The sequence below is a fragment of the Mycobacterium canetti CIPT 140010059 genome (genome assembly GCF_000253375.1).
Lineage (GTDB): Bacteria > Actinomycetota > Actinomycetes > Mycobacteriales > Mycobacteriaceae > Mycobacterium > Mycobacterium tuberculosis.
The window spans coordinates 2,546,599-2,568,147 of sequence record NC_015848.1; the positions used below are offsets into that span (position 1 = coordinate 2,546,599).

Consider the following 21,549-nt stretch of genomic DNA (forward strand, 5'->3'; position numbering starts at 1 on the left):
GCACTGTCTGTTAAAACCGTGTTACCGATGCCCGGCCAGAAGCGTTGCGGGGCGGCCCGCAAGGGGAGTGCGCGGTGAGTTCAGGGCGCGCACCGCAGACTCGTCGGCGGCAAGGTCCCGTCGAGAAAATAGTGCATCACCGCAGAGTCCACACACTGGTTGCCATCGAACACCGCAGTGTGTTGGGTGCCGTCGAAGGTGATCAGCGGTGCGCCCAGCTGGCGGGCCAGGTCTACCCCGGACTGATACGGAGTGGCCGGGTCGTGGGTGGTGGACACCACGACGACCTTGCCAGCCCCGGCCGGCGCCGCGGGGTGCGGCGTCGACGTTGCCGGCACCGGCCACAGCGCGCACAGATCGCGGGGGGGCGGATCCGGTGAACTGCCCGTAGCTAAGGAACGGGGCGACCTGACGGATCCGTTGGTCGGCGGCCACCCAGGCCGCTGGATCGGCCGGTGTGGGCGCATCGACGCACCGGACCGCGTTGAACGCGTCCTGGTCGTTGCTGTAGTGCCCGTCTGCATCCCGGCCGTCATAGTCGTCGGCAAGCACCAGCAAGTCGCCGGCGTCGGTGCCGCGCTGCAGCCCCAGCAGACCACTGGTCAGGTACTTCCAGCGCTGAGGGCTGTACAGCGCGTTGATGGTGCCCGTCGTCGCGTCGGCGTAGCTCAGGCCACGTGGATCCGACGTCTTACCCGGCTTCTGCACCAGCGGGTCAACCAGGGCGTGGTAGCGGTTGACCCACTGGGCCGAGTCGGTGCCCAGAGGGCAGGCCGGCGAGCGGGCGCAGTCGGCGGCGTAGTCATTGAAAGCGGTCTGAAATCCCGCCATTTGGCTGATGCTTTCCTCGATTGGGCTAACGGCTGGATCGATAGCGCCGTCGAGGACCATCGCCCGCACATGAGTACCGAACCGTTCCAGGTAAGCGGTGCCCAACTCGGTGCCGTAGCTGTATCCGAGGTAGTTGATCTGATCGTCACCTAACGCTTGGCGAACCATGTCCATGTCCCGTGCGACGGACGCGGTACCGATATTGGCCAAGAAGCTGAAGCCCATCCGGTCAACACAGTCCTGGGCCAACTGCCGGTAGACCTGTTCGACGTGGGTGACACCGGCCGGACTGTAGTCGGCCATCGGATCGCGCCGGTACGCGTCGAACTCGGCGTCGGTGCGACACCGCAACGCAGGGGTCGAGTGGCCGACCCCTCTCGGGTCGAAGCCCACCAGGTCGAAGTGGCGGAGAATGTCGGTGTCGGCGATCGCGGGTGCCATAGCGGCGACCATGTCGACCGCCGACGCCCCGGGTCCCCCAGGATTGACCAGCAGTGCTCCGAATCGCTGTCCCGTCGCGGGGACGCGGATCACCGCCAACTTCGCTTGTGTCCCACCGGGTTGGTCGTAGTCGACGGGGACGGACACCGTCGCGCAGCGTGCAGTGCGAATTTCGCTGGTGTCGGCGATGAACTCGCGGCAGCTGTTCCAACTCTGTTGCGGCGCCACGACCGGCGCACCCGGGGTTTGGCCGGCGCCGGGTTCTTCAGTCGCGCCGGCCAACGGGGGCGCTGCTAGGGGCAGTCCGCCGAGCAGCAACCCGAAGGACAGCAGCGCCAAGCTCAACGGTCTGCGGCGCCACATGGCCGCCATCGTCTCACCGGCGAATACCTGTGACGGCGCGAAATGATCACACCTTCGTTTCTTCGCCCCGCTAGCACTTGGCGCCGCTGGGCGGCGTGGTGCCGCCGATCAAATACGCCGTCACGTACTCGTCAATGCAGCTGTCGCCCTGGAATACCACCGTGTGCTGGGTTCCGTCGAAGGTCAGCAACGAACCGCGAAGCTGGTTCGCCAGGTCGACCCCGGCCTTGTACGGCGTCGCCGGGTCATGGGTGGTGGATACCACCACCGTCGGCACTAGGCCGGGCGCCGAGACGGCATGGGGCTGACTTGTGGGTGGCACCGGCCAGAACGCGCAGGTGCCCAGCGGCGCATCACCGGTGAACTTCCCGTAGCTCATGAACGGTGCGATCTCCCGGGCGCGGCGGTCTTCGTCGATGACCTTGTCGCGATCGGTAACCGGGGGCTGATCGACGCAATTGATCGCCACCCGCGCGTCACCGGAATTGTTGTAGCGGCCGTGCGAGTCCCGACGCATGTACATGTCGGCCAGAGCCAGCAGGGTGTCTCCGCGATTGTCGACCAGCTCCGACAGCCCGTCGGTCAAGTGTTGCCACAGATTCGGTGAGTACAGCGCCATAATGGTGCCCACGATGGCGTCGCTATAACTCAGCCCGCGCGGATCCTTCGTGCGCGCCGGCCTGCTGATCCTCGGGTTGTCCGGGTCGACCAACGGATCGACCAGGCTGTGGTAGACCTCGACGGCTTTGGCCGGGTCGGCGCCCAGCGGGCAGCCCGCGTTCTTGGCGCAGTCGGCGGCATAGTTGTTGAACGCGTCCTGGAAGCCCTTGGCCTGGCGCAGCTCCGCCTCGATGGGATCGGCATTGGGGTCGACGGCACCGTCGAGAATCATTGCCCGCACCCGCTGCGGAAATTCCTCGGCATACGCGGAGCCGATCCGGGTGCCGTACGAGTAGCCCAGGTAGGTCAGCTTGTCGTCGCCTAACGCCGCGCGAATGGCATCCAGGTCCTTGGCGACGTTGACCGTCCCGACATGGGCCAGAAAGTTCTTGCCCATCTTGTCCACACAGCGACCGACGAATTGCTTGGTCTCGTTCTCGATGTGCGCCACACCCTCCCGGCTGTAGTCAACCTGCGGCTCGGCCCGCAGCCGGTCGTTGTCGGCATCGGAGTTGCACCAGATCGCCGGCCGGGACGACGCCACCCCGCGGGGGTCGAACCCAACCAGGTCGAACCTTTCGTGCACCCGCTTCGGCAATGTCTGGAAGACGCCCAAGGCGGCCTCGATACCGGATTCGCCGGGTCCACCGGGATTTATGACCAGCGAACCGATCTTGTCTCCCGTCGCCGGAAAGCGAATCAGCGCCAGCGCCGCCACGTCACCATCGGGGCGGTCGTAGTCGACCGGTACAGCGAGCTTGCCGCATAACGCGCCGCCGGGGATCTTTACTTGCGGGTTTGACGACCGGCACGGTGTCCACTCCACCGGCTGGCCCAGCTTCGGCTCCGCCATACGAGCGCGTCCCCCGACCACGCGGATGCAGCCCACAAGAACCAACGCCACGGCGGCGAGCGCGGCCCAGATCAACAGCATGCGCGCGATCTTGTCGCGGCGAGACAGCCTCATGCCCACAATGCTGCCAGAGCAGACCCGAGATCCTGGCCAGCGGCCACCGTCGGCCGACTAACCGGCCGCTGCCAGCAGTCCTGCCATCGCCGATGGCGAACTCGTCGGCCATCCCCCATACGTCCGGTAACAGATCCGGGCAAGACACCGACCCGTCGACCGGATCCGGCACGGGCGCGTCGGCCTCGGCGGTGCACAACTGCGACATCAGGTTGGCGCTGGCACCCCGTCCACGCCGGCATGGTGCACCTTGGCCATCGCCCGAGGGCGATCCCCGATGCCGTCCACCCCTTCGACGAACCCATCTCCCACGGCGGTCGCCGGCAGCGACGCGATGTGGCCGCAGATCTCCGAGAGTTCGGCCCGCCCGCCCGGCGACGGCAACCCGATGCCGTGCAAGTGACGATCGATGTGAGGTTCAAGGTTCAGCGCACTGCTGGCAAGCGTTTTCCGAAACCGCGGCCTCGCCTTGATCTGGAGTCAGAACGCGTCACGCAGCCGGTCAAAGGCGTAACCCATGCTCGAGCAAACATGCATGGGCTGAGTGGACGTTTCCAGACACAGCAACTGGCGTCCAGGCCACTGAGCCGCTGCATGCGCGATGGTATGCCGATGGGGGCCCCGGGCGCGTCTGAGGGGAAGAAGTGGCAGACTGTCAGGGTCCGACGAACCCGGGGACCCTAACGGGCCACGAGGATCGACCCGACCACCATTAGGGACAGTGATGTCTGAGCAGACTATCTATGGGGCCAATACCCCCGGAGGCTCCGGGCCGCGGACCAAGATCCGCACCCACCACCTACAGAGATGGAAGGCCGACGGCCAAAAGTGGGCCATGCTGACGGCCTACGACTATTCGACGGCCCGGATCTTCGACGAGGCCGGCATCCCGGTGCTGCTGGTCGGTGATTCGGCGGCCAACGTCGTGTACGGCTACGACACCACCGTGCCGATCTCCATCGACGAGCTGATCCCGCTGGTCCGTGGCGTGGTGCGGGGTGCCCCGCACGCACTGGTCGTCGCCGACCTGCCGTTCGGCAGCTACGAGGCGGGGCCCACCGCCGCGTTGGCCGCCGCCACCCGGTTCCTCAAGGACGGCGGCGCACATGCGGTCAAGCTCGAGGGCGGTGAGCGGGTGGCCGAGCAAATCGCCTGTCTGACCGCGGCGGGCATCCCGGTGATGGCACACATCGGCTTCACCCCGCAAAGCGTCAACACCTTGGGCGGCTTCCGGGTGCAGGGCCGCGGCGACGCCGCCGAACAAACCATCGCCGACGCGATCGCCGTCGCCGAAGCCGGAGCGTTTGCCGTCGTGATGGAGATGGTGCCCGCCGAGTTGGCCACCCAGATCACCGGCAAGCTTACCATTCCGACGGTCGGGATCGGCGCCGGGCCCAACTGCGACGGCCAGGTCCTGGTATGGCAGGACATGGCCGGGTTCAGCGGCGCCAAGACCGCCCGCTTCGTCAAACGGTATGCCGATGTCGGTGGTGAACTACGCCGTGCTGCAATGCAATACGCCCAAGAGGTGGCCGGCGGGGTATTCCCCGCTGACGAACACAGTTTCTGACCAAGCCGAATCAGCCCGATGCGCGGGCATTGCGGTGGCGCCCTGGATGCCGTCGACGCCGGATTGCCGGCGCGGACGCGCCAGCGGGACCCATCGGCGTCGCGTTCGCCGGTTGAGCCCGGGGTGAGCCCAGACATTCGATGTGCCCAACACCATCCGCCACAGCCCAATTGATGTGGCACTCTATGCATGCCTATCCCCGACCAACCACCACCGCGGCGACGCATCATGACCGGAGGCGAAGATGCCAGTAGAGGCGCCCAGACCAGCGCGCCATCTGGAGGTCGAGCGCAAGTTCGACGTGATCGAGTCGACGGTGTCGCCGTCGTTCGAGGGCATCGCCGCGGTGGTTCGCGTCGAGCAGTCGCCGACCCAGCAGCTCGACGCGGTGTACTTCGACACACCGTCGCACGACCTGGCGCGCAACCAGATCACCTTGCGGCGCCGCACCGGCGGCGCCGACGCCGGCTGGCATCTGAAGCTGCCGGCCGGACCCGACAAGCGCACCGAGATGCGAGCACCGCTGTCCGCATCAGGCGACGCTGTGCCGGCCGAGTTGTTGGATGTGGTGCTGGCGATCGTCCGCGACCAGCCGGTTCAGCCGGTCGCGCGGATCAGCACTCACCGCGAAAGCCAGATCCTGTACGGCGCCGGGGGCGACGCGCTGGCGGAATTCTGCAACGACGACGTCACCGCATGGTCGGCCGGGGCATTCCACGCCGCTGGTGCAGCGGACAACGGCCCTGCCGAACAGCAGTGGCGCGAATGGGAACTGGAACTGGTCACCACGGATGGGACCGCCGATACCAAGCTACTGGACCGGCTAGCCAACCGGCTGCTCGATGCCGGTGCCGCACCTGCCGGCCACGGCTCCAAACTGGCGCGGGTGCTCGGTGCGACCTCTCCCGGTGAGCTGCCCAACGGCCCGCAGCCGCCGGCGGATCCAGTACACCGCGCGGTGTCCGAGCAAGTCGAGCAGCTGCTGCTGTGGGATCGGGCCGTGCGGGCCGACGCCTATGACGCCGTGCACCAGATGCGAGTGACTACCCGCAAGATCCGCAGCTTGCTGACGGATTCCCAGGAGTCGTTTGGCCTGAAGGAAAGTGCGTGGGTCATCGATGAACTGCGTGAGCTGGCCAATGTCCTGGGCGTAGCCCGGGACGCCGAGGTACTCGGTGACCGCTACCAGCGCGAACTGGACGCGCTGGCGCCGGAGCTGGTACGCGGCCGGGTGCGCGAGCGCCTGGTAGACGGGGCGCGGCGGCGATACCAGACCGGGCTGCGGCGATCACTGATCGCATTGCGGTCGCAGCGGTACTTCCGTCTGCTCGACGCTCTAGACGCGCTTGTGTCCGAACGCGCCCATGCCACTTCTGGGGAGGAATCGGCACCGGTAACCATCGATGCGGCCTACCGGCGAGTCCGCAAAGCCGCAAAAGCCGCAAAGACCGCCGGCGACCAGGCGGGCGACCACCACCGCGACGAGGCATTGCACCTGATCCGCAAGCGCGCGAAGCGATTACGCTACACCGCGGCGGCTACTGGGGCGGACAATGTGTCACAAGAAGCCAAGGTCATCCAGACGTTGCTAGGCGATCATCAAGACAGCGTGGTCAGCCGGGAACATCTGATCCAGCAGGCCATAGCCGCGAACACCGCCGGCGAGGACACCTTCACCTACGGTCTGCTCTACCAACAGGAAGCCGACTTGGCCGAGCGCTGCCGGGAGCAGCTTGAAGCCGCGCTGCGCAAACTCGACAAGGCGGTCCGCAAAGCACGGGATTGAGCCCGCCAGGGGCGGACGAGTTGGCCTGTAAGCCGGATTCTGTTCCGCGCCGCCACAGCCAAGCTAACGGCGGCACGGCGGCGACCATCCATCTGGACACACCGTTACCGGGTGCCTCGAGCGGCCTACCCGCAGGCTCGGGCGAGCAACCCTCAAGCGCCTGCGCGGCCGCACTTTCGGTGCGGCCTTCTTGGCCTTGCTTCGGGTGGGGTTTGCCTAGCCACCCCGGTCACCCGGAATGCTGGTGCGCTCTTACCGCACCGTTTCACCCTTGCCACCACGAGGATGGCGGTCTGTTTTCTGTGGCACTTTCCCGCGAGTCACCTCGGATTGCCGTTAGCAATCACCCTGCTCTGTGAAGTCCGGACTTTCCTCGACTCGACGCTGAACCTCGTGAATCCACACAAGCCCTACGCGAGCCGCGGCCGCCCAGCCAACTCATCCGCGACGACCACGCTACCCCGCTGGGCGGTGTCGCGGCCAGTGTGACCGCTGGACGACACGGCTAGTCGGACAGCCGATCCGGCGGGCAGTCCTTATCGTGGACTGGTGACACGGTGGGACAAACGCGTCGACTCCGGCGACTGGGACGCCATCGCTGCCGAGGTCAGCGAGTACGGTGGCGCACTGCTACCTCGGCTGATCACCCCCGGCGAGGCCGCCCGGCTGCGCAAGCTGTACGCCGACGACGGCCTGTTTCGCTCGACGGTCGATATGGCATCCAAGCGGTACGGCGCCGGGCAGTATCGATATTTCCATGCCCCCTATCCCGAGCCGATCGAGCGTCTCAAGCAGGCGCTGTATCCCAAACTGCTGCCGATAGCGCGCAACTGGTGGGCCAAACTGGGCCGGGAGGCGCCCTGGCCAGACAGCCTTGATGACTGGTTGGCGAGCTGTCATGCCGCCGGCCAAACCCGATCCACAGCGCTGATGTTGAAGTACGGCACCAACGACTGGAACGCCCTACACCAGGATCTCTACGGCGAGTTGGTGTTTCCGCTGCAGGTGGTGATCAACCTGAGCGATCCGGAAACCGACTACACCGGCGGCGAGTTCCTGCTTGTCGAACAGCGGCCTCGCGCCCAATCCCGGGGTACCGCAATGCAACTTCCGCAGGGACATGGTTATGTGTTCACGACCCGTGATCGGCCGGTGCGGACTAGCCGTGGCTGGTCGGCATCTCCAGTGCGCCATGGGCTTTCGACTATTCGTTCCGGCGAACGCTATGCCATGGGGCTGATCTTTCACGACGCAGCCTGATTGCACGCCATCTATAGATAGCCTGTCTGATTCACCAATCGCACCGACGATGCCCCATCGGCGTAGAACTCGGCGATGCTCAGCGATGCCAGATCAAGATGCAACCGATATAGGACGCCCGACCCGGCATCCAACGCCAGCCGCAACAACATTTTGATCGGCGTGACATGTGACACCACCAGCACCGTCGCGCCTTCGTAGCCAACGATGATCCGATCACGTCCCCGCCGAACCCGCCGCAGCACGTCGTCGAAGCTTTCCCCACCCGGGGGCGTGATGCTGGTGTCCTGCAGCCAGCGACGGTGCAGCTCGGGATCGCGTTCTGCGGCCTCCGCGAACGTCAGCCCCTCCCAGGCGCCGAAGTCGGTCTCGACCAGGTCGTCATCGACGACCACGTCCAGGGCCAGGGCTCTGGCGGCGGTCACCGCGGTGTCGTAAGCCCGCTGTAGCGGCGAGGAGACCACCGCAGCGATCCCGCCGCGCCGCGCCAGATACCCGGCCGCCGCACCAACCTGGCGCCACCCCACCTCGTTCAACCCCGGGTTGCCGCGCCCCGAATAGCGGCGTTGCTCCGACAGCTCTGTCTGCCCGTGGCGCAACAAAAGTAGTCGGGTGGGTGTACCGCGGGCGCCGGTCCAGCCGGGAGATGTCGGTGACTCGGTCGCAACGATTTTGGCAGGATCCGCATCCGCCGCAGCCGATTGCGCGGCGGCGTCCATCGCGTCATTGGCCAACCGGTCTGCATACGTGTTCCGGGCACGCGGAACCCACTCGTAGTTGATCCTGCGAAACTGGGACGCCAACGCCTGAGCCTGGACATAGAGCTTCAGCAGATCCGGGTGCTTGACCTTCCACCGCCCGGACATCTGCTCCACCACCAGCTTGGAGTCCATCAGCACCGCGGCCTCGGTGGCACCTAGTTTCACGGCGTCGTCCAAACCGGCTATCAGGCCGCGGTATTCGGCGACGTTGTTCGTCGCCCGGCCGATCGCCTGCTTGGACTCGGCCAGCACGGTGGAGTGATCGGCGGTCCACACCACCGCGCCGTATCCGGCCGGTCCGGGATTGCCCCGCGATCCGCCGTCGGCTTCGATGACAACTTTCACTCCTCAAATCCTTCGAGCCGCAACAAGATCGCTCCGCATTCCGGGCAGCGCACCACTTCATCCTCGGCGGCCGCCGAGATCTGGGCCAGCTCGCCGCGGCCGATCTCGATCCGGCAGGCACCACATCGATGACCTTGCAACCGCCCGGCCCCTGGCCCGCCTCCGGCCCGCTGTCTTTCGTAGAGCCCCGCAAGCTCGGGATCAAGTGTCGCCGTCAGCATGTCGCGTTGCGATGAATGTTGGTGCCGGGCTTGGTCGATTTCGGCAAGTGCCTCGTCCAAAGCCTGCTGGGCGGCGGCCAGGTCGGCCCGCAACGCTTCGAGCGCCCGCGACTCGGCGGTCTGTTGAGCCTGCAGCTCCTCGCGGCGTTCCAGCACCTCCAGCAGGGCATCTTCCAAACTGGCTTGACGGCGTTGCAAGCTGTCGAGCTCGTGCTGCAGATCAGCCAATTGCTTGGCGTCCGTTGCACCCGAAGTGAGCAACGACCGGTCCCGGTCGCCACGCTTACGCACCGCATCGATCTCCGACTCAAAACGCGACACCTGGCCGTCCAAGTCCTCCGCCGCGATTCGCAGGGCCGCCATCCTGTCGTTGGCGGCGTTGTGCTCGGCCTGCACCTGCTGGTAAGCCGCCCGCTGCGGCAGATGGGTGGCCCGATGCGCGATCCGGGTCAGCTCAGCATCCAGCTTCGCCAATTCCAGTAGCGACCGTTGCTGTGCCACTCCGGCTTTCATGCCTGATCTCTCCCAGTTTCGTGATCGAGGTTCCACGGGTCGGTGCAGATGGTGCACACACGCACCGGCAGCGACGCGCCGAAATGAGACCGCAACACTTCGGCGGCCTGGCCGCACCACGGGAATTCGCTTGCCCAATGCGCGACGTCGATCAGGGCCACTTGCGAAGCTCGGCAATGCTCGTCGGCTGGATGATGTCGCAGATCGGCCGTAACGTACGCTTGCACGTCCGCGGCGGCCACGGTGGCAAGCAACGAGTCCCCGGCGCCGCCGCAGACCGCGACCCGCGACACCAGCAGGTCGGGATCCCCGGCGGCGCGCACACCGGTCGCAGTCGGCGGCAACGCGGCCTCCAGACGGGCAACAAAGGTGCGCAGCGGTTCGGGTTTTGGCAGTCTGCCAATCCGGCCTAACCCGCTGCCGACCGGCGGTGGTACCAGCGCGAAGATGTCGAATGCCGGCTCCTCGTAAGGGTGCGCGGCGCGCATCGCCGCCAACACCTCGGCGCGCGCTCGTGCGGGTGCGACGACCTCGACCCGGTCCTCGGCCACCCGTTCGACGGTACCGACGCTGCCTATGGCGGGCGACGCCCCGTCGTGCGCCAGGAACTGCCCGGTACCCGCGACACTCCAGCTGCAGTGCGAGTAGTCGCCGATATGGCCGGCACCGGCCTCAAAGACCGCTGCCCGCACCGCCTCTGAGTTCTCGCGCGGCACATAGATGACCCACTTGTCGAGATCGGCCGCTCCGGGCACCGGGTCGAGAACGGCGTCGACGGTCAGACCAACAGCGTGTGCCAGCGCGTCGGACACACCCGGCGACGCCGAGTCGGCGTTGGTGTGCGCGGTAAACAACGAGCGACCGGTCCGGATCAGGCGGTGCACCAGCACACCCTTTGGCGTGTTGGCCGCGACCGTATCGACCCCACGCAGTAACAACGGGTGGTGCACCAATAGCAGTCCGGCCTGGGGAACCTGGTCCACCACCGCCGGCGTCGCGTCCACCGCAACGGTCACCGAATCCACCACGTCGTCGGGGTCGCCGCACACCAGACCCACCGAATCCCACGACTGGGCAAGCCGCGGCGGGTAGGCCTGGTCCAGCACGTCGATGACATCGGCCAGCCGCACACTCATCGGCGTCCTCCACGCTTTGCCCACTCGGCGATCGCCGCCACCAGCACGGGCCACTCCGGGCGCACCGCCGCCCGCAGGTACCGCGCGTCCAGGCCGACGAAGGTGTCACCGCGGCGCACCGCAATTCCTTTGCTCTGCAAATAGTTTCGTAATCCGTCAGCATCGGCGATGTTGAACAGTACGAAAGGGGCCGCACCATCGACCACCTCGGCACCCACCGATCTCAGTCCGGCCACCATCTCCGCGCGCAGCGCCGTCAACCGCACCGCATCGGCTGCGGCAGCGGCGACCGCCCGGGGGGCGCAGCAAGCAGCGATGGCCGTCAGTTGCAATGTTCCCAACGGCCAGTGCGCTCGCTGCACGGTCAACCGAGCCAGCACGTCTGGCGAGCCGAGCGCGTAGCCCACCCGCAATCCGGCCAGCGACCACGTTTTCGTCAAGCTACGGAGCACCAGCACATCGGGCAGCGAGTCATCGGCCAACGATTGCGGCTCGCCGGGAACCCAATCAGCGAACGCCTCGTCGACCACCAGGATGCGTCCCGGCCGGCGTAACTCGAGCAGCTGCTCGCGGAGGTGCAGCACCGAGGTGGGGTTGGTCGGATTACCCACGACGACAAGGTCGGCGTCGTCAGGCACGTGCGCGGTGTCCAGCACGAACGGCGGCTTTAGGACAACATGGTGCGCCGTGATTCCGGCAGCGCTCAAGGCTATGGCCGGCTCGGTGAACGCGGGCACGACGATTGCTGCCCGCACCGGACTTAGGTTGTGCAGCAATGCGAATCCCTCCGCCGCCCCGACGAGCGGGAGCACTTCGTCACGGGTTCTGCCATGACGTTCAGCGACCGCGTCTTGCGCCCGGTGCACATCGTCGGTGCTCGGATAGCGGGCCAGCTCCGGCAGCAGCGCGGCGAGCTGCCGGACCAACCATTCCGGGGGCCGGTCATGGCGGACGTTGACGGCGAAGTCCAGCATGCCGGGCGCGACATCCTGATCACCGTGGTAGCGCGCCGCGGCAAGCGGGCTAGTGTCTAGACTCGCCACAGCGTCAAACAGTAGTGGGCCGGTGTGCGGGCCAAGAATCCAGAGCACCGCCGACGCGTTGTCTACGCGGCGACAACCGCGACATCACAGGCAGCTAACAGGGCGTCGGCGGTGATGATCGTCAGGCCAAGCAGCTGTGCCTGGGCGATGAGCACACGGTCGAATGGATGTCGATGGTGATCCGGAAGCTCTGCGGTGCGCAGTGTGTGCGTGGTCAACTGACAGCGGCGACGTGCCGCAGCGGCGCATTCGATCGGGCACGTAAGAGGCCGATGGCTCGGGCGGCGGGAGCTTGCCGAGGCGGTAGTTGATCGCGATCTCCCAGGCACTGGCGGCCGACAAGAGAATGCTGTTGCGGACGTCCTGAACAATCGCCCGTGTTTCGTTGACGGCATCCGCAGCCAAACGTGAGTGTCGATGAGGTAGCGCTTCACCGGTGAAAGCGTTCGAGCACGTCGTCTGACAACGGAGCGTCCAAATCGTCGGGCACGCGGTACACGCCATGGTCAATGCCTAACCGCCGAGTCTCATGAGGATGCAGCGGCACAAGCTTTGCTACCGGCTCGCCGCGGCGGGCAATCTCAACCTCTGCCCGCCGTAGACGAGCCGCAGCAGCTCGGACAGGCGTGTCTTCGCCTCGTGCACGCCGACCCGCTTCGCAGGCGCCCAGACTTTCGCGTCGACCACCTGCTCACCAAACTTCGCGATCATCGCCTGATACCACAGCGCCAACGGGTAGCGGTTTGTCCAACCGCTTCGTCAACGACAATGGGATCGTGACCGACACGACCGCGAGCGGGACCAATTGCCCGCCTCCTCCACGCGCCGCCGCACGGCGCGCATCGTCGCCGGGTGAATCGCCGCAGCTGGTGATCTTCGATCTGGACGGCACGCTGACCGACTCGGCGCGCGGAATCGTATCCAGCTTCCGACACGCGCTCAACCACATCGGTGCCCCAGTACCCGAAGGCGACCTGGCCACTCACATCGTCGGCCCGCCCATGCATGAGACGCTGCGCGCCATGGGGCTTGGCGAATCCGCCGAGGAGGCGATCGTAGCCTACCGGGCCGACTACAGCGCCCGCGGTTGGGCGATGAACAGCTTGTTCGACGGGATCGGGCCGCTGCTGGCCGACCTGCGCACCGCCGGTGTCCGGCTGGCCGTCGCCACCTCCAAGGCAGAGCCGACCGCACGGCGAATCCTGCGCCACTTCGGAATTGAGCAGCACTTCGAGGTCATCGCGGGCGCGAGCACCGATGGCTCGCGCGGCAGCAAGGTCGACGTGCTGGCCCACGCGCTCGCGCAGCTGCGGCCGCTACCCGAGCGGTTGGTGATGGTCGGCGACCGCAGCCACGACGTCGACGGGGCGGCCGCGCACGGCATCGACACGGTGGTGGTCGGCTGGGGCTACGGGCGCGCCGACTTTATCGACAAGACCTCCACCACCGTCGTGACGCATGCCGCCACGATTGACGAGCTGAGGGAGGCGCTAGGTGTCTGATCCGCTGCACGTCACATTCGTTTGTACGGGCAACATCTGCCGGTCGCCAATGGCCGAGAAAATGTTCGCCCAACAGCTTCGCCACCGTGGCCTGGGTGACGCGGTGCGAGTGACCAGTGCGGGCACCGGGAACTGGCATGTAGGCAGTTGCGCCGACGAGCGGGCGGCCGGGGTGTTGCGAGCCCACGGCTACCCTACCGACCACCGGGCCGCACAAGTCGGCACCGAACACCTGGCGGCAGACCTGTTGGTGGCCTTGGACCGCAACCACGCTCGGCTGTTGCGGCAGCTCGGCGTCGAAGCCGCCCGGGTACGGATGCTGCGGTCATTCGACCCACGCTCGGGAACCCATGCGCTCGATGTCGAGGATCCCTACTATGGCGATCACTCCGACTTCGAGGAGGTCTTCGCCGTCATCGAATCCGCCCTGCCCGGCCTGCACGACTGGGTCGACGAACGTCTCGCGCGGAACGGACCGAGTTGATGCCCCGCCTAGCGTTCCTGCTGCGGCCCGGCTGGCTGGCGTTGGCCCTGGTCGTGGTCGCGTTCACCTACCTGTGCTTTACGGTGCTCGCGCCGTGGCAGCTGGGCAAGAATGCCAAAACGTCACGAGAGAACCAGCAGATCAGGTATTCCCTCGACACCCCGCCGGTTCCGCTGAAAACCCTGCTACCACAGCAGGATTCGTCAGCGCCGGACGCGCAGTGGCGCCGGGTGACGGCAACCGGACAGTACCTTCCGGACGTGCAGGTGCTGGCCCGACTGCGCGTGGTGGAGGGGGACCAGGCGTTTGAGGTGTTGGCCCCATTCGTGGTCGACGGCGGACCAACCGTCCTGGTCGACCGTGGATACGTGCGGCCCCAGGTGGGCTCGCACGTACCACCGATCCCCCGCCTGCCGGTGCAGACGGTGACCATCACCGCGCGGCTGCGTGACTCCGAACCGAGCGTGGCGGGCAAAGACCCATTCGTCAGAGACGGCTTCCAGCAGGTGTATTCGATCAATACCGGACAGGTCGCCGCGCTGACCGGAGTCCAGCTGGCTGGGTCCTATCTGCAGTTGATCGAAGACCAACCCGGCGGGCTCGGCGTGCTCGGCGTTCCGCATCTAGATCCCGGGCCGTTCCTGTCCTATGGCATCCAATGGATCTCGTTCGGCATTCTGGCACCGATCGGCTTGGGCTATTTCGCCTACGCCGAGATCCGGGCGCGCCGCCGGGAAAAAGCGGGGTCGCCACCACCGGACAAGCCAATGACGGTCGAGCAGAAACTCGCTGACCGCTACGGCCGCCGGCGGTAAACCAACATCACGGCCAATACCGCAGCCCCCGCCTGGACCACCCGCGACAGCACCACGGCGCGGCGCAGATCGGCCACCTTGGGCGACCGGCCGTCGCCCAAGGTGGGCCGGATCTGCAACTCATGGTGGTACCGGGTGGGCCCACCCAGCCGCACGTCAAGCGCCCCAGCAAACGCCGCCTCGACGACACCGGCGTTGGGGCTGGGATGGCGGGCGGCGTCGCGCCGCCAGGCCCGTACCGCACCGCGGGGCGACCCACCGACCACCGGCGCGCAGATCACCACCAGCACCGCCGTCGCCCGTGCGCCAACATAGTTGGCCCAGTCATCCAATCGTGCTGCGGCCCAACCGAATCGGAGATAACGCGGCGAGCGGTAGCCGATCATCGAGTCCAGGGTGTTGATGGCACGATATCCCAGCACCGCAGGCACGCCGCTCGAAGCCGCCCACAGCAGCGGCACCACCTGGGCGTCGGCGGTGTTTTCGGCCACCGACTCCAGCGCGGCACGCGTCAGGCCCGGGCCGCCCAGCTGGGCCGGGTCACGCCCGCACAGCGACGGCAGCAGCCGTCGCGCCGCCTCGACATCGTCGCGCTCCAACAGGTCCGATATCTGGCGGCCGGTGCGCGCCAGCGAAGTTCCGCCCAGCGCTGCCCAGGTGGCCGTCGCGGTGGCCGCCACGGGCCAGCACCTGCCGGGTAGCCGCTGCAGTGCCGCGCCGAGCAAGCCCACCGCGCCGACCAGCAGGCCGACGTGTACCGCACCGGCGACCCGGCCGTCACGGTAGGTGATCTGCTCCAGCTTGGCGGCCGCCCGACCGAACAGGGCCACCGGATGACCTCGTTTGGGGTCGCCGAACACGACGTCGAGCAGGCAGCCGATCAGCACGCCGACGGCCCTGGTCTGCCAGGTCGATGCAAACACTCCGGCAGCGTCGCACACGTGGTCTACGCTCAGCTACTTATGACCTCATACGGCAGCTATCCACGATGAAGCGGCCAGCTACCCGGGTTGCCGACCTGTTGAACCCGGCGGCAATGTTGTTGCCGGCAGCGAATGTCATCATGCAGCTGGCAGTGCCGGGTGTCGGGTATGGCGTGCTGGAAAGCCCGGTGGACAGCGGCAACGTCTACAAGCATCCGTTCAAGCGGGCCCGGACCACCGGCACCTACCTGGCGGTGGCGACCATCGGGACGGAATCCGACCGAGCGCTGATCCGGGGTGCCGTGGACGTCGCGCACCGGCAGGTTCGGTCGACGACCTCGAGCCCGGTGTCCTATAACGCCTTCGACCCGAAGTTGCAGCTGTGGGTGGCGGCGTGTCTGTACCGCTACTTCGTGGACCAGCACGAGTTTCTGTACGGCCCACTCGAAGATGCCACCGCCGACGCGGTCTACCAAGACGCCAAACGGTTAGGGACCACGCTGCAGGTGCCGGAGGGGATGTGGCCGCCGGACCGGGTCGCGTTCGACGAGTACTGGAAGCGCTCGCTTGATGGGCTGCAGATCGACGCGCCGGTGCGCGAGCATCTTCGCGGGGTGGCCTCGGTAGCGTTTCTCCCGTGGCCGTTGCGCGCGGTGGCCGGGCCGTTCAACCTGTTTGCGACGACGGGATTCTTGGCACCGGAGTTCCGCGCGATGATGCAGCTGGAGTGGTCACAGGCCCAGCAGCGTCGCTTCGAGTGGTTACTTTCCGTGCTACGGTTAGCCGACCGGCTGATTCCGCATCGGGCCTGGATCTTCGTTTACCAGCTTTACTTGTGGGACATGCGGTTTCGCGCCCGACACGGCCGCCGAATCGTCTGATAGAGCCCGGCCGAGTGTGAGCCTGACAGCCCGACACCGGCGGCGTGTGTCGCGTCGCCAGGTTCACGCTCGGCGATCTAGAGCCGCCGAAAACCTACTTCTGGGTTGCCTCCCGAATCAACGTGCTGATCTGCTCGAGCAGCTCACGCATATCGGCGCGCATCGCATCCACCGCGGCATACAGGTCGGCCTTGGTCGCCGGCAGCTGGCCCGACGTCATTGGCCGCACCGGCGGTGCTGTCTGTCGCGCCGCGCTGTCGCTTTGAAACCCAGGTCGCTCACCCACGACCACGACACTGCCATATCCGGCGCCCCGCCGACAACGAAGCACAGCTAGCCGGTGGGCGCGGACGGGATCGAACCGCCGACCGCTGGTGTGTAAAACCAGAGCTCTACCGCTGAGCTACGCGCCCATGACCGCCGCAGGCTACACGCCTTGCGGCCAAGCACCCAAAACCTTAGGCCGTAAGCGCCGCCAGAGCGTCGGTCCACAGCCGCTGATCGCGAACTTCACCCGGCTGCTTCATCTCGGCGAACCGAATGATCCCTGACCGATCGACCACAAAGGTGCCCCGGTTAGCGATGCCGGCCTGCTCGTTGAAGACGCCGTAGGCCTGACTGACCGCGCCGTGTGGCCAGAAGTCCGACAACAGCGGAAACGTGAATCCGCTCTGCGTCGCCCAGATCTTGTGAGTGGGTGGCGGGCCCACCGAAATCGCTAGCGCGGCGCTGTCGTCGTTCTCAAACTCGGGCAGGTGATCACGCAACTGGTCCAGCTCGCCCTGGCAGATGCCCGTGAACGCCAACGGAAAGAACACCAACAGCACGTTCTTTGCACCCCGGTAGCCGCGCAGGGTGACAAGCTGCTGATTCTGGTCGCGCAACGTGAAGTCAGGGGCGGTGGCTCCGACGTTCAGCATCAGCGCTTGCCAGCCCGCGATTTCGGCTGTACCAATCTGCTGGCGCTCCAGTTGCCCAGATTGACCGACGAGGTCGGCATCAGCCCAGCTGTGGGCGCCGCCTCGGCAATCTCGGCGGGCAATACATGGCCGGGCTGGCCGGTCTTGGGCGTCACCACCCAAATCACACCGTCCTCGGCGAGCGGGCCGATCGCATCCATCAGGGTGTCCACCAAATCGCCGTCGCCATCACGCCACCACAACAGGACGACATCGATGACCTCGTCGGTGTCTTCATCGAGCAACTCTCCCCCGCACGCTTCTTCGATGGCCGCGCGGATGTCGTCGTCGGTGTCTTCGTCCCAGCCCCATTCCTGGATAACTTGGTCTCGTTGGATGCCCAATTTGCGGGCGTAGTTCGAGGCGTGATCCGCCGCGACCACCGTGGAACCTCCTTCAGTCTCCGCGGGCCATGTGCACACCGTCGCGATGGGCATTATCGTCGCACAGCCAGAACCGGTCCACCCGCCCGCCTCAGAAGGCGGCCACGCACATTTTCAATGCCTTTGTCTTGGTGTCGTTGAGCCGATCAACCCGCCGGTTGAATTCCGCTGTCGACGCGTGCGCACCGATGGCATTTGCCACCGCGCGGGCCGCGTCGACATATGCGTTGAGCGCATCCCCCAGTTGCGCGGACAGCGCGGCGCTCAGACTGCCTGAGACCGTCGAGGCACTGTTGTTGAGCGCGTCGATGGCCGGACCTTCGGTCGGCCCGGTGTTGCGGCCCTGATTGAACGCGGCCACGTAGGCGTTCACCTTGTCGATGGCGTCCTTGCTGGTGGCCGCCAGCGCGTCACACGAGGTGCGAATCGCCTTGGTCGTCAGCGATTGTTGGCGCTGCGACTCCCGGATGCTCGACGTCGCCGCCGAAGCCGACACCGACGCGGACACCGACGAGCGGTAGGCCGGTGCGACGTTGGTGTCGGGCATGGCCGTACCGTCGGTGACAGTGGTACATCCGACGATCCCCATCAGCAGCAGCGCGATGCAGCCGAGCGCCAGGGCGCCTCGCCTGGGGAGCTCCCCCCCGTGCCTGCGAGGCACGGCGCGCCATCCGATGAGCACGGCATGTGAGGTTACCTGGTCGCAGCGCGACCGCGCTGGCCGTGGTGTGTCGCGCATCCGCAGAACCGAGCGGAGTGCGGCTATCCGCCGCCGACGCCGGTGCGGCACGATAGGGGGACGACCATCTAAACAGCACGCAAGCGGAAGCCCGCCACCTACAGGAGTAGTGCGTTGACCACCGATTTCGCCCGCCACGATCTGGCCCAAAACTCAAACAGCGCAAGCGAACCCGACCGCGTACGGGTGATCCGCGAGGGTGTGGCGTCGTATTTGCCCGACATTGATCCCGAGGAGACCTCGGAGTGGCTGGAGTCCTTTGACACGCTGCTGCAGCGCTGCGGCCCGTCGCGGGCCCGCTACCTGATGTTGCGGCTGCTAGAGCGGGCCGGCGAGCAGCGGGTGGCCATCCCGGCGTTGACGTCTACCGACTATGTCAACACCATCCCGACCGAGCTGGAGCCGTGGTTCCCCGGCGACGAAGACGTCGAACGTCGTTATCGAGCGTGGATCAGATGGAATGCGGCCATCATGGTGCACCGTGCGCAACGACCGGGTGTGGGCGTGGGTGGCCATATCTCGACCTACGCGTCGTCCGCGGCGCTCTATGAGGTCGGTTTCAACCACTTCTTCCGCGGCAAGTCGCACCCGGGCGGCGGCGATCAGGTGTTCATCCAGGGCCACGCTTCCCCGGGAATCTACGCGCGCGCCTTCCTCGAAGGGCGGTTGACCGCCGAGCAACTCGACGGATTCCGCCAGGAACACAGCCATGTCGGCGGCGGGTTGCCGTCCTATCCGCACCCGCGGCTCATGCCCGACTTCTGGGAATTCCCCACCGTGTCGATGGGTTTGGGCCCGCTCAACGCCATCTACCAGGCACGGTTCAACCACTATCTGCATGACCGCGGTATCAAAGACACCTCCGATCAACACGTGTGGTGTTTTTTGGGCGACGGCGAGATGGACGAACCCGAGAGCCGTGGGCTGGCCCACGTCGGCGCGCTGGAAGGCTTGGACAACTTGACCTTCGTGATCAACTGCAATCTGCAGCGACTCGACGGCCCGGTGCGCGGCAACGGCAAGATCATCCAGGAGCTGGAGTCGTTCTTCCGCGGTGCCGGCTGGAACGTCATCAAGGTGGTGTGGGGCCGCGAATGGGATGCCCTGCTGCACGCCGACCGCGACGGTGCGCTGGTGAATTTAATGAATACAACACCCGATGGCGATTACCAGACCTATAAGGCCAACGACGGCGGCTACGTGCGTGACCACTTCTTCGGCCGCGACCCACGCACCAAGGCGCTGGTGGAGAACATGAGCGACCAGGATATCTGGAACCTCAAACGGGGCGGCCACGATTACCGCAAGGTTTACGCCGCCTACCGCGCCGCCGTCGACCACAAGGGACAGCCGACGGTGATCCTGGCCAAGACCATCAAAGGCTACGCGCTGGGCAAGCATTTCGAAGGACGCAACGCCACCCACCAGATGAAAAAACTGACCCTGGAAGACCTTAAGGAGTTTCGTGACACGCAGCGGATTCCGGTCAGCGACGCCCAGCTTGAAGAGAATCCGTACCTGCCGCCCTACTACCACCCCGGCCTCAACGCCCCGGAGATTCGTTACATGCTCGACCGGCGCCGGGCCCTCGGGGGCTTTGTTCCCGAGCGCAGGACCAAGTCCAAAGCGCTGACCCTGCCGGGTCGCGACATCTACGCGCCGCTGAAAAAGGGCTCTGGGCACCAGGAGGTGGCCACCACCATGGCGACGGTGCGCACGTTCAAAGAAGTGTTGCGCGACAAGCAGATCGGGCCGCGGATAGTCCCGATCATTCCTGACGAGGCCCGCACCTTCGGGATGGACTCCTGGTTCCCGTCGCTAAAGATCTATAACCGCAATGGCCAGCTGTATACCGCGGTTGACGCCGACCTGATGCTGGCCTACAAGGAGAGCGAAGTCGGGCAGATCCTGCACGAGGGCATCAACGAAGCCGGGTCGGTGGGCTCGTTCATCGCGGCCGGCACCTCGTATGCGACGCACAACGAACCGATGATCCCCATTTACATCTTCTACTCGATGTTCGGCTTCCAGCGCACCGGCGATAGCTTCTGGGCCGCGGCCGACCAGATGGCTCGAGGGTTCGTGCTCGGGGCCACCGCCGGGCGCACCACCCTGACCGGTGAGGGCCTGCAACACGCCGACGGTCACTCGTTGCTGCTGGCCGCCACCAACCCGGCGGTGGTTGCCTACGACCCGGCCTTCGCCTACGAAATCGCCTACATCGTGGAAAGCGGACTGGCCAGGATGTGCGGGGAGAACCCGGAGAACATCTTCTTCTACATCACCGTCTACAACGAGCCGTACGTGCAGCCGCCGGAGCCGGAGAACTTCGATCCCGAGGGCGTGCTGCGGGGTATCTACCGCTATCACGCGGCCACCGAGCAACGCACCAACAAGGCGCAGATCCTGGCCTCCGGGGTAGCGATGCCCGCGGCGCTGCGGGCAGCACAGATGCTGGCCGCCGAGTGGGATGTCGCCGCCGACGTGTGGTCGGTGACCAGTTGGGGCGAGCTAAACCGCGACGGGGTGGCCATCGAGACCGAGAAGCTCCGCCACCCCGATCGGCCGGCGGGCGTGCCCTACGTGACGAGAGCGCTGGAGAATGCTCGGGGCCCGGTGATCGCGGTGTCGGACTGGATGCGCGCGGTCCCCGAGCAGATCCGACCGTGGGTGCCGGGCACATACCTCACGTTGGGCACCGACGGGTTCGGCTTTTCCGACACTCGGCCCGCCGCTCGCCGCTACTTCAACACCGACGCCGAATCCCAGGTGGTCGCGGTTTTGGAGGCGTTGGCGGGCGACGGCGAGATCGACCCATCGGTGCCGGTCGCGGCCGCCCGCCAGTACCGGATCGACGACGTAGCGGCTGCGCCCGAGCAGACCACGGATCCCGGTCCCGGGGCCTAACGCCGGCGAGCCGACCGCCTTTGGCCGAATCTTCCAGAAATCTGGCGTAGCTTTTAGGA

At 66.3% G+C, this 21,549-nt stretch carries 21 protein-coding genes, 1 tRNA gene, 1 other RNA gene and 1 pseudogene; 8 read left to right on the forward strand and 16 right to left on the reverse strand.

The genetic code is table 11. From position 1 onward, the window contains the following. Positions 1-80: 80 nt before the first annotated feature. From caeB to MCAN_RS11770, 3 genes and pseudogenes are all read right to left on the reverse strand, one after another. Positions 81-1,644 (reverse strand): annotated as a pseudogene (gene caeB, locus MCAN_RS11760) (carboxylesterase CaeB). Positions 1,645-1,705: 61 nt separating this feature from the next. Beyond that, entirely contained in the window at positions 1,706-3,268 is a 1,563-nt protein-coding gene (caeA, locus tag MCAN_RS11765; protein WP_003411486.1) for a carboxylesterase CaeA, read from the reverse strand. Between the two features lie 201 nt (positions 3,269-3,469). Then, positions 3,470-3,691 carry a hypothetical protein gene (locus MCAN_RS11770; protein WP_012054189.1) on the reverse strand — a complete coding sequence of 74 codons (222 nt, stop codon included), beginning with the start codon at positions 3,689-3,691 and terminating at the stop codon, positions 3,470-3,472. Between the two features lie 295 nt (positions 3,692-3,986). On the opposite strand from MCAN_RS11770, the gene panB reads away from it, so the two are divergent. Continuing rightward, the gene (gene panB / locus MCAN_RS11775; protein WP_014001182.1) at positions 3,987-4,832 is read left to right on the forward strand and encodes a 3-methyl-2-oxobutanoate hydroxymethyltransferase; all 846 of its coding nucleotides are present in this window, start codon (positions 3,987-3,989) and stop codon (positions 4,830-4,832) included. 244 nt (positions 4,833-5,076) lie between these two features. Next, complete coding sequence (locus tag MCAN_RS11780; RefSeq protein WP_003899224.1) at positions 5,077-6,618, forward strand: CYTH and CHAD domain-containing protein; 1,542 nt, start codon at positions 5,077-5,079, stop codon at positions 6,616-6,618. A 12-nt stretch (positions 6,619-6,630) separates the two neighbouring features. On the opposite strand, the gene rnpB is transcribed toward MCAN_RS11780, so the two are convergent. Next, positions 6,631-7,059, reverse strand: an RNA gene (gene rnpB / locus MCAN_RS20835) — RNase P RNA component class A. A 108-nt stretch (positions 7,060-7,167) separates the two neighbouring features. Here rnpB and MCAN_RS11785 point away from each other — a divergent pair. Then, complete coding sequence (locus tag MCAN_RS11785) at positions 7,168-7,878, forward strand: 2OG-Fe(II) oxygenase (protein WP_003411499.1); 711 nt, start codon at positions 7,168-7,170, stop codon at positions 7,876-7,878. 11 nt (positions 7,879-7,889) lie between these two features. Here the strand turns inward: MCAN_RS11785 and MCAN_RS11790 are convergent, their stop codons facing one another. The 6 genes from MCAN_RS11790 to MCAN_RS23145 are packed head-to-tail and all read right to left on the reverse strand — an operon-like array spanning position 7,890 to position 12,629. Further along, positions 7,890-8,984 carry a bifunctional RNase H/acid phosphatase gene (locus MCAN_RS11790; protein ID WP_003899226.1) on the reverse strand — a complete coding sequence of 365 codons (1,095 nt, stop codon included), beginning with the start codon at positions 8,982-8,984 and terminating at the stop codon, positions 7,890-7,892. Next, on the reverse strand, positions 8,981-9,718 hold the full coding sequence (locus MCAN_RS11795; RefSeq protein ID WP_014001184.1) for a zinc ribbon domain-containing protein: 738 nt from the start codon (positions 9,716-9,718) through the stop codon (positions 8,981-8,983). Before MCAN_RS11795 ends, MCAN_RS11790 begins: the two co-directional genes overlap by 4 nt. After that, complete coding sequence (locus tag MCAN_RS11800; RefSeq protein ID WP_003411502.1) at positions 9,715-10,854, reverse strand: Nif3-like dinuclear metal center hexameric protein; 1,140 nt, start codon at positions 10,852-10,854, stop codon at positions 9,715-9,717. The genes MCAN_RS11795 and MCAN_RS11800 overlap by 4 nt, the downstream gene beginning before the upstream one ends. Continuing rightward, positions 10,851-11,936 carry an Rv2231c family pyridoxal phosphate-dependent protein CobC gene (cobC, locus tag MCAN_RS11805; RefSeq protein WP_178125318.1) on the reverse strand — a complete coding sequence of 362 codons (1,086 nt, stop codon included), beginning with the start codon at positions 11,934-11,936 and terminating at the stop codon, positions 10,851-10,853. Before cobC ends, MCAN_RS11800 begins: the two co-directional genes overlap by 4 nt. Before the next feature lie 45 nt (positions 11,937-11,981). Then, a complete protein-coding gene (locus tag MCAN_RS11810) occupies positions 11,982-12,407 on the reverse strand; it encodes a PIN domain-containing protein (protein WP_082226960.1) in 426 nt (141 codons plus the stop codon). A 45-nt stretch (positions 12,408-12,452) separates the two neighbouring features. Further along, positions 12,453-12,629, reverse strand: a complete 177-nt coding sequence (locus tag MCAN_RS23145; RefSeq protein WP_003903810.1) for an antitoxin VapB16 — start codon at positions 12,627-12,629, stop codon at positions 12,453-12,455. 44 nt (positions 12,630-12,673) lie between these two features. Here MCAN_RS23145 and ptkA point away from each other — a divergent pair, with 44 nt between their 5' ends. Genes ptkA through MCAN_RS11830 form a run of 3 tightly spaced genes read left to right on the forward strand, consistent with a single transcriptional unit; the run spans position 12,674 to position 14,698 of the window. Next, positions 12,674-13,399 (forward strand): Rv2232 family HAD-type protein-tyrosine kinase, encoded by a 726-nt coding sequence (gene ptkA, locus MCAN_RS11820; protein WP_015288273.1) that lies wholly within the window; start codon positions 12,674-12,676, stop codon positions 13,397-13,399. Next, complete coding sequence (ptpA, locus tag MCAN_RS11825; RefSeq protein ID WP_003411510.1) at positions 13,392-13,883, forward strand: protein-tyrosine-phosphatase; 492 nt, start codon at positions 13,392-13,394, stop codon at positions 13,881-13,883. The genes ptkA and ptpA overlap by 8 nt, the downstream gene beginning before the upstream one ends. After that, positions 13,883-14,698 (forward strand): SURF1 family cytochrome oxidase biogenesis protein, encoded by an 816-nt coding sequence (locus MCAN_RS11830; protein ID WP_003411514.1) that lies wholly within the window; start codon positions 13,883-13,885, stop codon positions 14,696-14,698. The genes ptpA and MCAN_RS11830 overlap by 1 nt, the downstream gene beginning before the upstream one ends. Here the strand turns inward: MCAN_RS11830 and MCAN_RS11835 are convergent. Then, on the reverse strand, positions 14,680-15,621 hold the full coding sequence (locus MCAN_RS11835) for a cobalamin biosynthesis protein (RefSeq protein WP_003901355.1): 942 nt from the start codon (positions 15,619-15,621) through the stop codon (positions 14,680-14,682). The two genes, MCAN_RS11830 and MCAN_RS11835, sit on opposite strands and share 19 nt — an antisense overlap. 65 nt (positions 15,622-15,686) lie before the next feature. Here MCAN_RS11835 and MCAN_RS11840 point away from each other — a divergent pair, with 65 nt between their 5' ends. Continuing rightward, on the forward strand, positions 15,687-16,502 hold the full coding sequence (locus tag MCAN_RS11840) for an oxygenase MpaB family protein (RefSeq protein WP_041180108.1): 816 nt from the start codon (positions 15,687-15,689) through the stop codon (positions 16,500-16,502). 94 nt (positions 16,503-16,596) lie between these two features. Here the strand turns inward: MCAN_RS11840 and MCAN_RS23855 are convergent, their stop codons facing one another. The 5 genes from MCAN_RS23855 to MCAN_RS11865 form a co-directional block, all read right to left on the reverse strand. After that, complete coding sequence (locus MCAN_RS23855; protein WP_269764217.1) at positions 16,597-16,722, reverse strand: hypothetical protein; 126 nt, start codon at positions 16,720-16,722, stop codon at positions 16,597-16,599. A gap of 121 nt (positions 16,723-16,843) precedes the next feature. Continuing rightward, positions 16,844-16,915: transfer RNA gene (locus tag MCAN_RS11850), tRNA-Val, on the reverse strand. Positions 16,916-16,960: 45 nt separating this feature from the next. Next, on the reverse strand, positions 16,961-17,422 hold the full coding sequence (gene ahpE, locus MCAN_RS11855; protein WP_003411527.1) for a peroxiredoxin AhpE: 462 nt from the start codon (positions 17,420-17,422) through the stop codon (positions 16,961-16,963). After that, positions 17,422-17,844: a DUF3052 domain-containing protein gene (locus MCAN_RS11860; RefSeq protein WP_041180272.1), complete on the reverse strand. Its 423-nt coding sequence runs from the start codon at positions 17,842-17,844 to the stop codon at positions 17,422-17,424. Before MCAN_RS11860 ends, ahpE begins: the two co-directional genes overlap by 1 nt. 91 nt (positions 17,845-17,935) lie before the next feature. Further along, the gene (locus tag MCAN_RS11865; protein WP_031652337.1) at positions 17,936-18,526 is read right to left on the reverse strand and encodes a hypothetical protein; all 591 of its coding nucleotides are present in this window, start codon (positions 18,524-18,526) and stop codon (positions 17,936-17,938) included. A gap of 171 nt (positions 18,527-18,697) precedes the next feature. On the opposite strand from MCAN_RS11865, the gene aceE reads away from it, so the two are divergent. Beyond that, complete coding sequence (aceE, locus tag MCAN_RS11870) at positions 18,698-21,490, forward strand: pyruvate dehydrogenase (acetyl-transferring), homodimeric type (RefSeq protein ID WP_003911788.1); 2,793 nt, start codon at positions 18,698-18,700, stop codon at positions 21,488-21,490. The last annotated feature ends 59 nt before the right edge of the window (positions 21,491-21,549 follow it).

Excerpts from the sequence above, each read along its gene's own strand:
- panB (WP_014001182.1), top strand. The coding sequence starts at position 3,987 with ATGTCTGAGCAGACTATCTATGGGGCCAATACCCCCGGAGGCTCCGGG.
- MCAN_RS11780 (WP_003899224.1), top strand. The coding sequence starts at position 5,077 with ATGCCAGTAGAGGCGCCCAGACCAGCGCGCCATCTGGAGGTCGAGCGC.
- MCAN_RS11795 (WP_014001184.1), bottom strand. The coding sequence starts at position 9,718 with ATGAAAGCCGGAGTGGCACAGCAACGGTCGCTACTGGAATTGGCGAAG.
- MCAN_RS11800 (WP_003411502.1), bottom strand. The coding sequence starts at position 10,854 with ATGAGTGTGCGGCTGGCCGATGTCATCGACGTGCTGGACCAGGCCTAC.
- MCAN_RS11830 (WP_003411514.1), top strand. The coding sequence starts at position 13,883 with ATGCCCCGCCTAGCGTTCCTGCTGCGGCCCGGCTGGCTGGCGTTGGCC.
- MCAN_RS11840 (WP_041180108.1), top strand. The coding sequence starts at position 15,687 with ATGAAGCGGCCAGCTACCCGGGTTGCCGACCTGTTGAACCCGGCGGCA.
- MCAN_RS23855 (WP_269764217.1), bottom strand. The coding sequence starts at position 16,722 with ATGACGTCGGGCCAGCTGCCGGCGACCAAGGCCGACCTGTATGCCGCG.
- ahpE (WP_003411527.1), bottom strand. The coding sequence starts at position 17,422 with ATGCTGAACGTCGGAGCCACCGCCCCTGACTTCACGTTGCGCGACCAG.